Source organism: Planococcus sp. CPCC 101016 (assembly GCF_007859295.1).
GTDB lineage: Bacteria > Bacillota > Bacilli > Bacillales_A > Planococcaceae > Planococcus.
Genome location: NZ_VOHB01000002.1, coordinates 846,289 through 861,142 on the forward strand (window position 1 = coordinate 846,289; position 14,854 = coordinate 861,142).

The window sequence follows — 14,854 nt, forward strand, 5'->3', positions numbered from 1 at the left end:
CCATAAAGGTTATAATGAAAAGAGCATGAAATTATAAAAAAGGAGTAGATCATTTTGCGTAATATGCCGAAACGACTGAAAAAAGGGGATACCGTTGGCGTAATTGCGCCTTCTAGTCCGCCAAATCAAGAAAATTTGCAGAAAGCCTTGCCGTTTCTGGAGGCGCTTGGATTGAAAATTAAGCTGGGCAAATCACTCGATGCGGCATACGGTTATTTAGCTGGTACCGACGAAGAGCGATTGGCCGACTTGCATGCCATGTTTGAAGATCCGGAAGTGTCAGGCATTATATGTGCTGGCGGAGGATTCGGTGCAGCGCGCTATGCGGACCAAATCGATTATGCCATGATCATGGAAAACCCAAAAGTGTTCTGGGGATATTCAGATATTACATTTTTACATACCGCTATTGGGGAATACGCCAACTTGGTAACCTTTCATGGACCAATGCTGGCGTCGGATGTCGGCAAGAAGGAATTCCACGAACGCAGCGGGCGCATGTTCGGTCAATTGTTCGAGCCATTCGAGCTGCATTATACGGAAGAAGTAGCGCCTCTCGAAACGCTTGTAGGCGGAGTCGCACAAGGTGAATTGGTCGGGGGCAACTTGTCGCTGATCCGCAGCGCAATCGGCACCAAATTTGATTTAGACGTCAAAGGCAAAATCCTTTTGATTGAAGATATCGATGAAGAGCCTTACGAAGTGGATGAAATTCTCAACCAATTGCGGATGGCGCGGAAATTCGATGAAGCAGCGGGCATTGTCATCGGTGACTTTAAAAATGCCGAACCGAAAAAACGCAAGCCCTCATTGACGTTGGACGAAGTATTCAGCCACTACTTCAGCGACTCGAAAATCCCTGTCGTCAAAGGCTTTAAAATCGGCCATTGTGAACCGCATTTCTCCGTTCCGCTTGGTGCGCTTGCACGACTGGATGGGGACGCCAAAACCTTGACCATTCTGCCGGGTGTCGAGTAACGACTGTCGCACTCCGTGGGAATCGGCCATCAATCGACAAAACAGAATAAAACGATGAAATCAAGAACGAAATGGAGTGAAGAGCTTGCTGCAAACAGAATCGACTGCATGGGTATGCAGTGTTCCAGTCGCAACCGTCTGGACCGCGCCTGAAAAAGCGCGTCCCGTCGATACGGAGAGCATCGCTGAAAACCCAAATATCAATAAATGGCTGCAGGAAATGAGCCGCGAGGACAATAAAGATTTGACTGACAGTGGCCGCATCCAAACGCAGCTTCTCTACGGGGAGCCTGTGCTGATCGAAGAAGTGGTGGAAGGCTGGGCAAAAATCATTGCACTTTGGCAGCCGTGCCACAAAGATGAGCGCGGATATCCAGGGTGGGTGCCCGTCAGCCAATTGAGGGAAGTAGAAGCTTTAAGTGAGCTGGGCTATGCCCGTGTAAAGGCAAATAAAGCGCAGCTCTGGACAGCAGAGTTCAAACCGTTAAAAGCAGTATCCTTCAATACCTTACTGCCGGTCAAAGAGCTCGGTGACTTTATTCGGCTGCAGACACCGGATGGCGATGCCATGATTATGTCAGAAGCGGTAGAAATCGTGGCTGGATACAACCGGGGGCCGCAAGGGGACGGTATGGACATCGCAAAGTTGGGGGCCGGATTTTTGGATCTGCCTTATTTATGGGCGGGCATGTCGAGCTATGGCTATGACTGCTCAGGATTTACTTATAACCTGATGAAAGCGAATGGCATTATCATTTCACGCGATGCTGCTGACCAGGCTGAGGAAGGCATCGAAATCGATCAGCAGGAGCAAAACTCCTGGCATATCGGAGATTTGCTGTTCTTCGCCTATGAAGAAGGAAAAGGAAGCATTCACCATGTAGGTGTCTATTACGGCAATGGCTTAATGCTGCATTCGCCGACTCCCGGAAAAGCGGTTGAAATTATTGAACTCGCCGGCACAAAACATGAAATCGAGTTATGCGCCGTTCGACGCTTTACAGAAAAAGAAGACCGGGACCAATGAAGAGAATTCCTCTCTGTATTTTCCAAACCATCGACTGTCACCGACTTTGAGAACAAAGTCATACTGTTCTTAAGTTGGCTTAGAGGTGAAATGATTGGCGAATTGTGATATAATATATAGATAGTGTTTTAAAAAGAGAGGCGTGGTAATGATGGCATTCCAACCCCATGAAAAAGAAGTATCAGAATTCGTAGCAGCCCGCTACATTGGCGAATGGATTTCTTTCACTCGCAACGGCGTCGATGTTAACGGCACCATCTTTAAAATTATGGACAACTCGGTGATTGTTGAAATTTCACCAGAAGACGCAAAAGAAATTGGTGCGGCATCCAATATGACCGTAATTTCACATAAGAAATACCGTATCGTCGAAGCATAATTTGCTGAAAAAGACTGTTCATCATGAACAGTCTTTTTTTTTGTATGTTTGGAAGCAGTTTTGCAGAGGTTCTATAATGGCTTCGCCGCCTCCGGAAAGCATCCGCCTGGAGTGCATTCCTACCCTGCCACAACATTACTTCATCTCTCTTCAACCACACTCCTATGTCTTTTGGCTCAAACGTTTCAAATATTGTAAAATGTACCAGCTAATGCGTTCCAAAGAAGAAGCTTTTTTGGTAAAGTAAAGTGAAGCAGAACGTCAATTGCCTTGAAAGGACATACGCGCATGATATCAGACTTTAGATTCTGGCACTTTTTCCCAAGACAAGGACAACTTATACATAATATACAACATACCGAAATGCGCAATATCAATAAGCGCATCGCCTGTATCATTGCTATTGGCCTCTTGGTATTTGCCATCAGAGAGATATGGGGCATGAACACCGATTCGCTGACGCCGCTGCTGGCGGCAGGCATGTGGGATGCCTATACACTGGCGCGTTGGACCTCGCTTTTAGGCACGCTCTTATGGGCAGGTTTTTATTTGGCATTCCATCTGTATGGGGCCGCTTTTTTATTCAGCAAGATCCTGAAGATGCCGTGGCGAGCAGCGATTATTATGCAAACTTATGTCACTGCTTTACTGGTCATCGAAAAAGGCTTGATTTTTCTATTATTTGCACTGACCGGCTATACGATGTCCGTATCAATTTTCTCGTTCGGACCGATTGCTGCCACGTTCTTGGATAACAACTTCTTAATTTACTTTTTCAATCAACTGACATTATTCACTTCCTTGATTATTGCGGTTCAGTACCGTTTTATCCGCAGTTTTACGAAAATCAACCCAAAACTGATTTTATTGGGCTTGATTTTGCTTCACATCTTCGCCGCTTTGATCGTAGCGTCATTCAGTCTTATTCCGGTGGATGATATGCTCAGTGGCTTCATGGAAGGAGGGAATCCGTTTGAATAGATTCTTTTTTGTGGGCTTATCTGTTGCAGTCATCGCTTTTCTCACGGCCAACACCCTGTTAATGTTTGGCGACAAAAGCATCCTTCCTAAAAGTGTTTACGTCAGTGACTACGAACAGGCCTATACGCGTACATACGAAACCAATCTGTTCAAGGAAGCATTGACGGCACCACAGGGAACTGTGGAAATCTATGTGCAGAACCATGAAGCGCTTCAGCAATGGATGGTGAATGAAGGCGACACCGTAACCGCAGGATCCGAGCTTGCTATGTTGAATGAAGCCGAAACAGAAGAACAGCGTGCCATTTGGGAAACGCAGAAAACCGCTTTGGAAGGACAGCTGGCAGAAGTGAAAAGCTCACTTGCTACGCTCCAACAAGCAAGAGCTGCTCAAGGGGGACCTGTCTCCCAAGACGCAACCGATAATTCCGAAATCACCGATGAAAACGATGAAACCATCAAATTTGATGTAAATGTTTCTGTAGGTGTCGCAGTGCCGCAAGACGGCTCTTACGCCGCAGGCATTGCTCAGGCCGAGCAGCAGCTGGCTTCCATTGAATCGCAGTTGGCGGTGCTCAATGCACAGCTCTCACAAAGCCTGTCGAATCCGTCTGTCATCAGCCCCGTAGATGGAACCGTAGCCAAGATCAACCGGGATGCCGAACCTTTGAGCATTGAAATCTATTCAAACGAAAAAGTATTCCTCAGCTATGTGCTGGAAGACGAATGGCCGCTCGTTGAAGTGGGAGATCCGGTCAAAATTGACGGCGAAGGTTTGGATGGTGTTAACACGGGAACGATTCAAAGTGTTTCCGAGATGCCAGCTGAAGAGTCTAAGTGGCTTGAAGCCTATCATCAATTAGATCCGAAAGAACAGAATAACCCGCTGGCTTATTACGAAGTGCGGATTGCGATGGATACACCGATTGAAACGCCAATTCCTTATGGCAGCAACGTCAACACATCGATTACTTTGGAAACAGCCGAGGATGCCGTTGCACTTCCGACTGCATGGCTTTTCGACTACGATGGAGTTGAAGGAAAAGCCCATACCTTGAACATCAATGGCCGTCCAAAAGCAGTGGGGGTAGCGGCAAACTTTGAAGATGGTGCAAAAACTGTGTTGACTGAAGGACCAGAAGCAGGAACGGTGATCATCAATGAAGACAAACTGGAAGTATTTGTGTCGCCTCCTAAAGTCTTCATGCCGTTTCCAGATCGTCAGCCCAATTTCGAATACGCCAAGAGTACGTATTGGCGGGCATATGTCGAATATTTGCTTGCCCGATAAAATTAGTCGAATTAACCCGAAAGCAGCTGCTTTCGGGTTTTTCATATTTAAAATAAAGGAAAAAGAGGGTTAATCTCCTGGGACCAATAGTGTACGATATATTCATGCAAAGTGAAATAACGCAGCGGACATCCGCTTACTGCGTACTGATTTATCCATTCTTAAACAGAATGGAACAAGTAATTGAATGGAGTGTATACCATGGAAGAAACGGATTGGCGATTTAAAATAGCCCATCGGGAAGCATGGATCGGCGTCGGTTTGGCGCTGTTCAACTTTGTCTGGTGGTTTGGATTTGCATACGGCATGGGTTCACGGCCGGTTGAAGAATATAGCTACGTTTTCGGTTTGCCCGATTGGTTTTTCTACAGTTGTGTCGTCGGCTTTTTGCTGATTGCAGTACTGGTCATTGTCATCGTGAAATTCTTCTTTGTAGAAGTGCCATTTGAGGAAGAGGAGGATTCACAATGAATTATGCTGTATTGGTCCCAATGATTGGCTTTTTGCTGGTCATCTTCTTTATCGGCTATTGGGCGAGCCGTAAGCTGTCGTCGTCTTCCAACTTCGTCAGCGATTATTTTCTGGGCGGCCGTGAACTCGGCGGCTTCGTGCTGGCGATGACGATGGTCGCAACCTATGGCAGTGCGTCCAGTTTTCTGGGTGGACCCGGAACAGCCTACACAATGGGGTTCGGGTGGGTGCTGCTGGCAATGTCGCAAGTGGTCACTGGCTATTTTGTGCTGATGATTCTCGGCAAAAAATACGCCATCATGGCACGCCGCTACAAAGCAGTTACCATGATTGATTTTTTAAAGTCGCGCTACGATAGTACCGCAGTTGTATTGCTGTCGGCATTTAGCATCATCATTTTCCTGTTTTCGGCCATGGCTGCGCAGTGGATCGGCGGCGCACGTCTTGTGGAATCACTGACGGGCTTATCTTATAATTCGGCTTTATTTTTATTTGCTGTCAGTGTGCTTGTCTACGTCACCATCGGCGGCTTCCGGGCAGTTGCATTGACCGATGCTGTGCAGGGGGCGGTCATGCTGGTCGGGACCCTGGTGCTGCTGATTGCTGTCATCATCGCGGGTGGAGGCATTCCGAATATCGTCAATGATCTCATCAATGAAAACCCGAACCTGGTGACGCCTTACGGAGCGGCAGGTAATTTAAGCGCCGCCTATGTGTCATCGTTCTGGATTCTGGTCGGTGTCGGCGTTGTCGGCTTGCCGCAGATAGCCGTACGCGCTATGTCCTACAAAAATTCGCGCTCGATGCATCGTGCCTTGATCATCGGGACAATCGTCACCGGATTCATTATGCTCAATATGCATTTGATCGGTGTTTTTGCGCGTCCTGTACTTCCGGGAATTGAAATCGGCGACAAAGTCATTCCGCTGATTGCGCTCGAAACGCTGCCTCCGTGGGTGGCTGGCATTGTGCTTGCCGCTCCGATGGCGGCTATCATGTCGACGGTCGATTCTTTATTGCTGCTGGTCAGTTCGTCGATCGTTAAAGACGTCTACTTGAATTACGTCAAACCGGATGCAACATTAAAAACCATCAAGCGCATTTCCTTCGGTGTCACCGGCCTGCTTGGCATCATCGTCTTTTTATTGGCCTTAAATCCGCCGGAGCTGCTGATTTTCCTGAATTTATTTGCCTTCGGGGGATTGGAAGCGGCTTTCATTTGGCCAATTGTGCTAGGGCTGTATTGGAAATGGGGCAATAAATACGGAGCGATTGCTTCAATGGCAACAGGAATCGTCAGCTATATCGGGCTGCATTTCTACAATCTGGAAAACGGCAACCTGTTTGGTGTTCATACAGTGACTTTGCCGGTGCTGCTGTCGCTCACTGCCTTTATCGTGTTTAGTTTATTGATCGGCAGGAAAGCATATAATTACAATATTTCTGCCCACAAATAAACCTTTGAACATTTACAGATGCCGGAAACAGGCGTAAAATACAGGCTTATATTCGTTTTGTTGAAAGAAGGTTTTTGTACTTGAACCAATGGAAAATTTACGGCATCTTAACGGCAGTGATGATCGTCTGGGGCTTTAACTTAGCTTCTGTTAAATATATGGTGGAATTTGTAGAGCCGGTGACCTTAACGGCGTTCCGTATTTTATTGGCTGGCTTATCCGTCATGGCAATCTTGGCAAGCTTTAGAATGCTGCGGTGGCCAGCTAAAAGCGACTGGAAATTCATCTTTCTTGGTTCGCTGCTCAATGTTGTCAGCCATCATTACTTTCTATCAAACGGCTTGTCCTTAACCACCGGTTCGAATGCCGGTTTGATTCTTGGCACAGGGCCGATGCTGACGGCGGTACTGGTGTCGCTTATCATGCGCAACTATCCCTCTAGATTGCAATGGATTGGTGTTGTGGTCGGGTTTGCTGGTGTCGCGGCAACGGTATTGGTAGGCAATGGGGCTGCAACCGGCTTGAATGTCGGTGACATTTTCGTATTTATTTCGATTTTGGCGCAGGTATTGAGCTATATCGTCATTGCCCGTGCTGCACGTTCCCTGGATCCCCGCCTTTTAACAGGCTATATGTTCGTGGTGGGTGCGGTCGTTCTGTTTATCATCTCGCTTATTCAGGAACCGGGAGGAATGCAGGCGTTCGCTGCCGTTCCGACGTCGTTCTGGATCGCTTTCGGGTTCTCAGCGATGCTTGGGACAGCCGTGGGCCACATGCTTTATAATTATTCCATCGGACAAGCAGGGCCGACAAAAGCCGCAATCTTTATGAATCTCAACACTTTATTTTCATTAGTCGGGGCCAGTGTGATTTTAAATGAAAAAATCACAGTCGGCCACATCTATGGATTGGTATTGATTGTTATCGGGGTACTGTTCGGTTCTGGTGCAGCGGAAGACCTGTTGAAAAAACGTAGAAAGCGGCTCTCGCATTGAGCCGTTTTTGTATGGATTGATTTACTGAAGTTGACCGACAAGGGCATATTTTTGCAGCCTCTTTTTATTTAGCATAAAGTTAACTATAATAGAAGAAAGTTAGTCAGCAAAGAACAACCAGAGGAGTGAAGAGCCGTGGCCACATTATGGGGAACGCCAGAGCAGTTAGAAGAATTATTGTGTGAACTTGTCAGTTGGAAAAGCCTGACTTTGACAGATGGGGAAGTGGAGTTTGCCTATAAACTGAAGGACAAACTCATGGAGCTTCCATACTTCCAGGAACATCCGGAATATATCGGTTTGGGTGAAGTGAATTGGGAGCGGCAGAACGTTACTGCTCTCTATAAGCATCCGGAAGCGGTCGACACCATCGTTTTAATCAGCCATTTCGACACGGTGCATACAGGAGAATACGGAGATTTGGAACCTTTGGCGTGCAGTCCCTATAAGCTGGCGGAAGCCTTCAAGCTGATTCGCGACGAACTTGACGCGGACACATTAAGCGACCTCGATTCCGGAGAATACCTCTTCGGGCGCGGGACGATGGACATGAAAGCAGGGCTCGTTCTGCACATGGCTTTAATCGAAAAGGCCTCAATCGAAAAATGGCCAATCAATCTATTGCTGATGACTGTACCGGATGAAGAAGTCAACTCAGCAGGCATGCGCTATGGCGTGGCTAAGCTGCTTGATTTGGAACGGGAGCACGGACTGGAATTTATCCTGTTCCTTAACGGTGAACCGGTTTTTGCGATGAAACCCGGCGACAAGGCACATTATCTCTATACAGGATCAATCGGCAAAATCATGCCATCGGCGCTGTTCTACGGCAAAGAAACGCATGTCGGCGAACCGCTGTCGGGCATCACATCGAGCTACATCTCGACGTACCTGACACATCGCATGGAATGGAATCCGGCTTTCAAGGAAATCGTTTACGGCGAAACAACGCCGCTTCCGGTAACCCTGACGCAACGTGATATGAAATTGTCTTATTCTGCACAGACGCCTTACCGTACTTCTGCTATGTACAATGTGTTCATGATGGAACGCAATGCAGAAGAAGTGTTCCAGATTTTTGAGAATGTCGCAAAAGAAGCGGCTGCCCACTGCGAGCGGGATTACCACGCTATGTGCGAACGCGAGAACATCCAGCCGGTCGGTCCTATTACGGTCATGCGCTATGAAAAACTGATGGAATACGCACTCAATAAATTCGGATACGACTACATTACCGATTTGCTGCACGATACTTTGATGCACCCTGAATGGGACGTTCGGGAAAAATCCATGCACGTCACGGATATCCTGCTCATCAATTGCCAGGAACTGACGCCGGCCATGGTGCTGATGTACGCACCGCCTTATTATCCGCCAGTCAATTCATCAGAAAATGAACTGGTAAAGCTTTGCGTCGAACAAGTCACAGCCAATGCTAAAGAAAAGTTCAACTTGGATATCGAACAAGTCCATTATTTCAACGGCATCTCAGACTTGAGCTACGTCAATTACAACGACCAAACGGGCGGCTGGATAACCTACGAAAACAACACACCCGTCTACGGCGATTCCTACAGCATCCCGTTTCAAGCAATGAAAGAATTGACCGCGCCCGTTTTGAACGTCGGCCCTTATGGCAAAGATGCCCATAAACGAACCGAGCGCCTGCACATCAAAAACACATTTGAAGAAATGCCTGTTTTATTAGAAGAAATGATTTTGTCTATACCTGTGAAAAGCCGCCATTGAGGTGGCTTTTTTGGTTTATGGCTTTTCGCAAGCGAAAAGCGTTCTTTAGGGCTTGGCATCTGTGTACGTGAAGTGAGTTCAAAACTCATTTTTGGGAGCTATGTAGTGTTTAAAAATGAGTTTTGGATATAAATGGTAATTATTATCTGCTCCTGATAAACTAGTGAGAAAAGGAGGGAGTTCATGATTATTAAATACCGGAAAGAACCAGTTAAAATTCTGGGGTACGAAGCTTTGCTGAAAAGATTGCCGCCCAATCACCTGAAAAGAGCGGCCGTGAAAAACAGCCTCAATAGCGCAAGGGCAGGCTATGGAGGAGAAGAACGCTTGGATCGTGCCATGGAATACTTTGATCCGCCCTATTCCCATCAAATCATCCAGGATTTTTCATTGCCGGCTCCGTACAAAATCCAAGTGGATACAGTTGTGCTCACACAAAGCGGCGTATTCTTGCTGGAAGTCAAAAACATCACCGGAAAACTTCAATTCAAACAAAACCCGAGCGTGCTCCACTCAATCCTCTCAGATGGAAAAATCAAAAGTTACAAAAGTCCGATTACCCAAATGAACGAAACCTCGATGCGCCTTCGCATGTTTTTGAAACAGCTTGGCTGTCCGTTGCCGGTCACCAGCATGATCGTTATTTCGTATCCCTCGCAAATTGTAGAAGATGCACCGGCCACTGCACATGTTTTATCGGTAGGGGAAGTTAATTACTATTTATCGGAGATGACACAAGCAAATCCGGTTCTTTCTATAGAAGAACTCGATTCTCTTGGCCAACAATTTCTGAGCGCCCACCAAGACTACGAACCATTTCCACTGGCTCCAAAGTTTCAAATTGATCTATCAGACATCGAACCGGGCGTCTTCTGTCCGCGCTGTCTTCTTGGAAAAATGACCAAGACGACACTGGCATGGGAATGTGAGACGTGCAGACTGATCAGCCGGAACGCGCATGTCCATGCGCTCGACGAGTGGTTTATGCTAATGAAACCGACAATTAGTACAGCTGAATGCTGTGAATTTATTGGACTAAAAAGCCTCGATGCAGCCAAGCATTTCCTTCTCAAAAACGGCTGCCAGCCTATAGGCAGCCGGCGGTATCGACAATATGTCCGCAAACCAGTGATCAAATAGAGGCGTTACCGGTTAGAATTGCGAACACCCGGGTTGAACGGGCGAACACCCGGGTTGAAACAGTGAACACCCGGGTTGAACAATTTCACCCAGGTTGAGAAAGCGAACACCCGGGTTAAAACAACAAACACCCGGGTTGAAACAGTAAACACCCGGGTTAAAAACAAAATCCAATCACCATTTCTCCACAAATCTCCTCTTTCCTCATGTACAATCAAACTATCAGACCGTATTTCTCATTCCGAAGGAGACGACTACATGGACATCAAACAGCAAATACTTGATTACTTCAACCATTTCCACAGCCATCCGGAAGTTAGCTGGAAAGAGGTAGAGACCACCAGGAAACTGGCAGACATCCTGAGCGACCTTGGAGTTGGGCATCGCACATTTCCGGATATTACCGGAGTGATTGCTGAAATTGGTGAAGGAGAGGAAATTGTCGCCGTGCGGGCAGACATCGATGCACTATGGCAGGAAGTGGATGGCAACTTGCAGGCGAACCATTCATGCGGACACGACGCCAATATGGCGATGGTTCTTGGTGCGCTTTTGTATTTAAAGGATGAAACCCTGACAAAACGTGTGCGTTTTATTTTTCAGCCGGCCGAGGAAGTGGGCAATGGCTCGCTGTCAATGATTGAGCGGGGCGCGATTGATGGGGTATCACATTTATACGGTGTTCATTTGCGGCCGATCGAAGAGCTGCCTTTTGGTAAAGTAACACCTGCGCTCCATCATGGATCGGGCATCTTTCTGAGAGGGAAAGTTACAGGAGTGGACGCACACGGAGCGCGTCCTCATCAAGGCAAAAATGCTATCGATGTTATTGCGGCTATTCATCAATTTGTGAAATCCATCTATTTCTCGCCGTTTGAATCGTATTCTGCAAAGCTGACGCACATCCAGACAGGCGGAGACAGCTTGAACATTATACCGGGAAATGCGAAATTCGCATTGGACGTCCGTTCCCAATCAAATGAATTGATGGCAGAACTTCAACAGAAAATTGCGGAAGGCTTAATGGCCATTGCCGACTTGCATAACGTGGATATTTCGTTTGAATGGACCGACTATACGCCTGCTGCAGAAGTATCGGAAGTGGCGATGAAGATTGCAGACAGCGCCATACGGGAAACGCTTGGGGATCAAGCGACAGCACCGCCAATCCACACAACCGGAGCTGATGATTTTCATTTTTATACAATCAAAAAACCTGAACTTCATGCAGCGATGATTGGAGTGGGGGCAGATCTTTCCCCGGGGCTTCACCATCCGGATATGACGTTTAACCTCGATGCCTTGCATATAGGAGCGCGGATTTTAGCCAATACTTTAAAAGCTACGTAAGGCAGTATTCCCCGGGAAATAACTTAAAATACTAATAATTCTTAAAGAGAGCAATTACATGGTATGATGAAGCCAGCCGATATCCGAGACCCTCTTTGACTAGAGGGTCTCATTTTTATATCAGATGGCAAAGAACGTTTTCTGCTGGTGGAAATAGGGTATTGTTAACAAGTTTATTAAAAAGGGGAGAAATTGTAATGGATGCTTTTTTAGATGGAGTCACGTGGTTCGTTGATAACGTCAATACTTTGCTCTGGACATACATACTGATTGCACTTTTAATGGGCCTTGGCCTTTACTTCACTATCCGCACCAAATTCGTCCAGGTTCGCTTATTTGCCGAAATGTTCCGCGTCATCACCGAGAAAAAGGATGGGGAAAGCGGTGTGTCCGCTTTCCAGGCATTCACGATCTCAACCGCTTCACGCGTAGGGACAGGTAATATCACAGGAGTCGCCTTGGCCATCGCCATTGGCGGACCGGGTGCCGTTTTCTGGATGTGGATGGTCGCCTTAATCGGTATGGCCACAGCTTTCATTGAAAGCACCTTGGCGCAGGTCTACAAAGTCCGCGACGGTGAACAATTCCGCGGAGGACCGGCGTATTACATGGAAAAAGCGCTTGGCAACCGTAAACTCGGAATTGTCTTCGCGGTTCTATTGACACTGGCTTTCGGTTTTATTTTCAACTCTGTCCAATCAAATACGATTGCTCAATCGTTCGAGGACGTCTTTAATATCCCGGATTGGTCTGTTGGGTTAGGACTTGTACTATTAACAGCTGTCGTCATTTTTGGCGGGGTTAAACGTATTGCCAGCGTTACACAAGTGGTTGTGCCAATCATGGCAACCATCTATATCTTTGTAGCGTTGTTTATCGTCATCACCAATTTCACTGAAATCCCAGCAGTCTTCACCTTGATCATGCAAAGTGCATTCGGCCTTGAAGAAGCAGTAGGCGGCGGAATCGGTGCGGCCATCATGCAAGGGGTGCGTCGAGGCTTGTTCTCGAACGAAGCGGGTATGGGTTCTGTACCGAACGCAGCAGCTTCGGCCAACGTTTCGCATCCAGCGAAGCAAGGTCTTGTGCAAAGCTTGGGTGTTTTCTTTGACACGATCGTCATTTGTTCGGCAACTGCCTTCATTATTATTTTGGCAGATTTGTATTCAACAGGAGAGCAGGAAGGGATCTTGTTGACTCAAGCTTCACTGAACGTCCATCTTGGCAGCTGGGCACCTTACTTCCTGGCCATCGCCATTTTGTTCTTCGCTTTCAGCTCAATCATTGGAAACTATTATTACGGTGAAACAAATATTGAATTCATCAATGCCCACGGCGGCTGGCTGACAGCATACCGTTTCGGCGTTTTAGCTATGGTGATGTTTGGTGCATTGGCACAGGTTCAATTGGTCTGGAACATGGCCGATCTGTTCATGGGCTTCATGGCTGTACTCAACCTGGTAGTCATCGCCTTGCTCGGCAAAATCGCCTTCAAGGTACTGGACGATTACACAAGCCAACGCAAAGCCGGCAAAAACCCGGAGTTCTTTGCTAAAAACATCTCTGGATTGAAAAATACGGAATGTTGGGGCGATAAAGACGACCGCCACGAATAACTAAACAAAAAGACCTTTTCGCCATTCGGCGAAAAGGTCTTTTTTTGTCTTCTAGAAGATAATTGGTTTTGCTGATTTTGATTTCGAAAGAGACTTGGCATTGCGGTGATTCTCTTCAACTAATTGGTCCTAAAGAAAACAAAGGAATTAATATACCCTTATTTCCTAATATTAAACAGTAGAATAGGCTATGTTACTCAATTGTAATATAACTGTAACATAAAATGGTGGTTTTTACTGATACAATCAAAAATATACTAAATAAACAACTAACGGTAGATGCCTGATCATCATCCCGAAATTCAAACGAAGAGGTGCCAAGTGAAGAAACGTTTAATGCTTATGATAATCGCAGTTCTTTTATTATCAGCCAACCCATTCAACGCTACCGAAGCCAGTGCAGCAACACCGAACGAAATTACAACATATGCGAACAAATTCAAAGGAACACCTTATAAATTCGGAGGAACGACGCCATCAGGCTTTGATTGTTCTGGATATTTGCGTTACGTCTACAATAACTTTGGAATTTCGATTCCAAGAACTGCCGCTGAACAATACAAAATTGGAACAGGCGTCAGCAAAAGCAATCTTAAAGAAGGCGATATGGTCTTCTTCTCAGGTACATACAAAGCAGGAATCTCACACGCCGGCATTTACGTGGGCAATGGCAATTTCATTTCTGCAACAAGCAGTGGTGTAACGATCGCCAACTTGAACACAAATTCTTATTGGGCTCCAAAATATACAGGCGCACGCCGTCTGAATGAAGTCAAAGATTCAGCGACACCCGTAGCAAAACCTGTGTCAAAACCGGTTCTTGCAGTTGGCCAGTATTATGATGTACCTACCGGCTATTGGGCAGCTAATGAAATCAAAGTCCTGACGGCAAAAGGTGTTCTTACAGGAGATGGCAGTGGCATCTTTAAACCGAATGATAATGTATCTAGAGCAGAAGCGGCGACAATCATCGCTAGAGCACTGAAGCTGGCACCTGTTAAAAGTTCAGCTTTCAAAGATGTACCAGCATCGCATTGGGCAGCTGGCAATATCAATGCAGTTATGAAAGCGGGCATCGTCAATGGACGCTCACCTGGCTACTTTGCGCCAAACGAATACATCACACGCGGTGAAATCAGCAAACTGCTAACGAATGCATTTGGAATGACGAGTGCAGCATCTTCTTCATCGGCGTCCTTCACAGATATTAAAGGCCACTGGGCTGAAAGTTCCATCATCACCTTGGCTGCTAATAAAGTGACGACTGGCCATAAAGACGGGTCATTCCAGCCGAACGCGAATGCAAAAAGAGCAGAATACACAGCATTTGTTTATCGGTCTATTGAAAACAACTAATACGAATCGCTATTTAATAAATAGAAAAACTGCAGGCCGCTCGGAAAAACGAGCCAGCCTGCAG

Annotated in this window: 13 protein-coding genes; all 13 read left to right on the forward strand. The window is 46.6% G+C overall.

All coding sequences use genetic code 11. The features are described from left to right. Positions 1 to 54: 54 nt before the first annotated feature. Positions 55 to 978 (forward strand): S66 peptidase family protein, encoded by a 924-nt coding sequence (locus FQV26_RS04050; protein WP_146556084.1) that lies wholly within the window; start codon positions 55 to 57, stop codon positions 976 to 978. An 85-nt stretch (positions 979 to 1,063) separates the two neighbouring features. After that, a complete protein-coding gene (locus FQV26_RS04055) occupies positions 1,064 to 2,005 on the forward strand; it encodes a C40 family peptidase (protein ID WP_146556085.1) in 942 nt (313 codons plus the stop codon). Positions 2,006 to 2,153: 148 nt separating this feature from the next. Next, on the forward strand, positions 2,154 to 2,384 hold the full coding sequence (locus tag FQV26_RS04060; protein WP_261384256.1) for a YkvS family protein: 231 nt from the start codon (positions 2,154 to 2,156) through the stop codon (positions 2,382 to 2,384). 288 nt (positions 2,385 to 2,672) lie between these two features. Beyond that, complete coding sequence (locus FQV26_RS04065; protein WP_261384257.1) at positions 2,673 to 3,365, forward strand: hypothetical protein; 693 nt, start codon at positions 2,673 to 2,675, stop codon at positions 3,363 to 3,365. Then, positions 3,358 to 4,656 carry an HlyD family secretion protein gene (locus FQV26_RS04070; protein WP_146556086.1) on the forward strand — a complete coding sequence of 433 codons (1,299 nt, stop codon included), beginning with the start codon at positions 3,358 to 3,360 and terminating at the stop codon, positions 4,654 to 4,656. Before FQV26_RS04065 ends, FQV26_RS04070 begins: the two co-directional genes overlap by 8 nt. Positions 4,657 to 4,857: 201 nt before the next feature. Beyond that, positions 4,858 to 5,127, forward strand: coding sequence for a YhdT family protein (locus tag FQV26_RS04075; protein WP_146556087.1), 270 nt, complete (start codon positions 4,858 to 4,860; stop codon positions 5,125 to 5,127). Then, on the forward strand, positions 5,124 to 6,584 hold the full coding sequence (panF, locus tag FQV26_RS04080; protein ID WP_146556088.1) for a sodium/pantothenate symporter: 1,461 nt from the start codon (positions 5,124 to 5,126) through the stop codon (positions 6,582 to 6,584). The genes FQV26_RS04075 and panF overlap by 4 nt, the downstream gene beginning before the upstream one ends. Positions 6,585 to 6,664: 80 nt before the next feature. Beyond that, the gene (locus FQV26_RS04085) at positions 6,665 to 7,579 is read left to right on the forward strand and encodes a DMT family transporter (RefSeq protein ID WP_146556089.1); all 915 of its coding nucleotides are present in this window, start codon (positions 6,665 to 6,667) and stop codon (positions 7,577 to 7,579) included. 135 nt (positions 7,580 to 7,714) lie between these two features. Next, the gene (locus FQV26_RS04090; protein WP_146556090.1) at positions 7,715 to 9,328 is read left to right on the forward strand and encodes a M20/M25/M40 family metallo-hydrolase; all 1,614 of its coding nucleotides are present in this window, start codon (positions 7,715 to 7,717) and stop codon (positions 9,326 to 9,328) included. A 183-nt stretch (positions 9,329 to 9,511) separates the two neighbouring features. Then, on the forward strand, positions 9,512 to 10,468 hold the full coding sequence (locus tag FQV26_RS04095; RefSeq protein ID WP_146556091.1) for a nuclease-related domain-containing protein: 957 nt from the start codon (positions 9,512 to 9,514) through the stop codon (positions 10,466 to 10,468). A 258-nt stretch (positions 10,469 to 10,726) separates the two neighbouring features. Beyond that, positions 10,727 to 11,818 (forward strand): amidohydrolase, encoded by a 1,092-nt coding sequence (locus FQV26_RS04100; protein ID WP_146556092.1) that lies wholly within the window; start codon positions 10,727 to 10,729, stop codon positions 11,816 to 11,818. Between the two features lie 197 nt (positions 11,819 to 12,015). Beyond that, positions 12,016 to 13,434, forward strand: a complete 1,419-nt coding sequence (locus FQV26_RS04105) for an alanine/glycine:cation symporter family protein (RefSeq protein ID WP_146556093.1) — start codon at positions 12,016 to 12,018, stop codon at positions 13,432 to 13,434. A gap of 321 nt (positions 13,435 to 13,755) precedes the next feature. Next, positions 13,756 to 14,790, forward strand: a complete 1,035-nt coding sequence (locus tag FQV26_RS04110) for a C40 family peptidase (RefSeq protein ID WP_261384258.1) — start codon at positions 13,756 to 13,758, stop codon at positions 14,788 to 14,790. Positions 14,791 to 14,854: the final 64 nt, after the last annotated feature.

Excerpts from the sequence above, each read along its gene's own strand:
- FQV26_RS04065 (WP_261384257.1), top strand. The coding sequence starts at position 2,673 with ATGATATCAGACTTTAGATTCTGGCACTTTTTCCCAAGACAAGGACAA.
- FQV26_RS04095 (WP_146556091.1), top strand. The coding sequence starts at position 9,512 with ATGATTATTAAATACCGGAAAGAACCAGTTAAAATTCTGGGGTACGAA.
- FQV26_RS04105 (WP_146556093.1), top strand. The coding sequence starts at position 12,016 with ATGGATGCTTTTTTAGATGGAGTCACGTGGTTCGTTGATAACGTCAAT.
- FQV26_RS04060 (WP_261384256.1), top strand. The coding sequence starts at position 2,154 with ATGATGGCATTCCAACCCCATGAAAAAGAAGTATCAGAATTCGTAGCA.
- panF (WP_146556088.1), top strand. The coding sequence starts at position 5,124 with ATGAATTATGCTGTATTGGTCCCAATGATTGGCTTTTTGCTGGTCATC.
- FQV26_RS04075 (WP_146556087.1), top strand. The coding sequence starts at position 4,858 with ATGGAAGAAACGGATTGGCGATTTAAAATAGCCCATCGGGAAGCATGG.
- FQV26_RS04100 (WP_146556092.1), top strand. The coding sequence starts at position 10,727 with ATGGACATCAAACAGCAAATACTTGATTACTTCAACCATTTCCACAGC.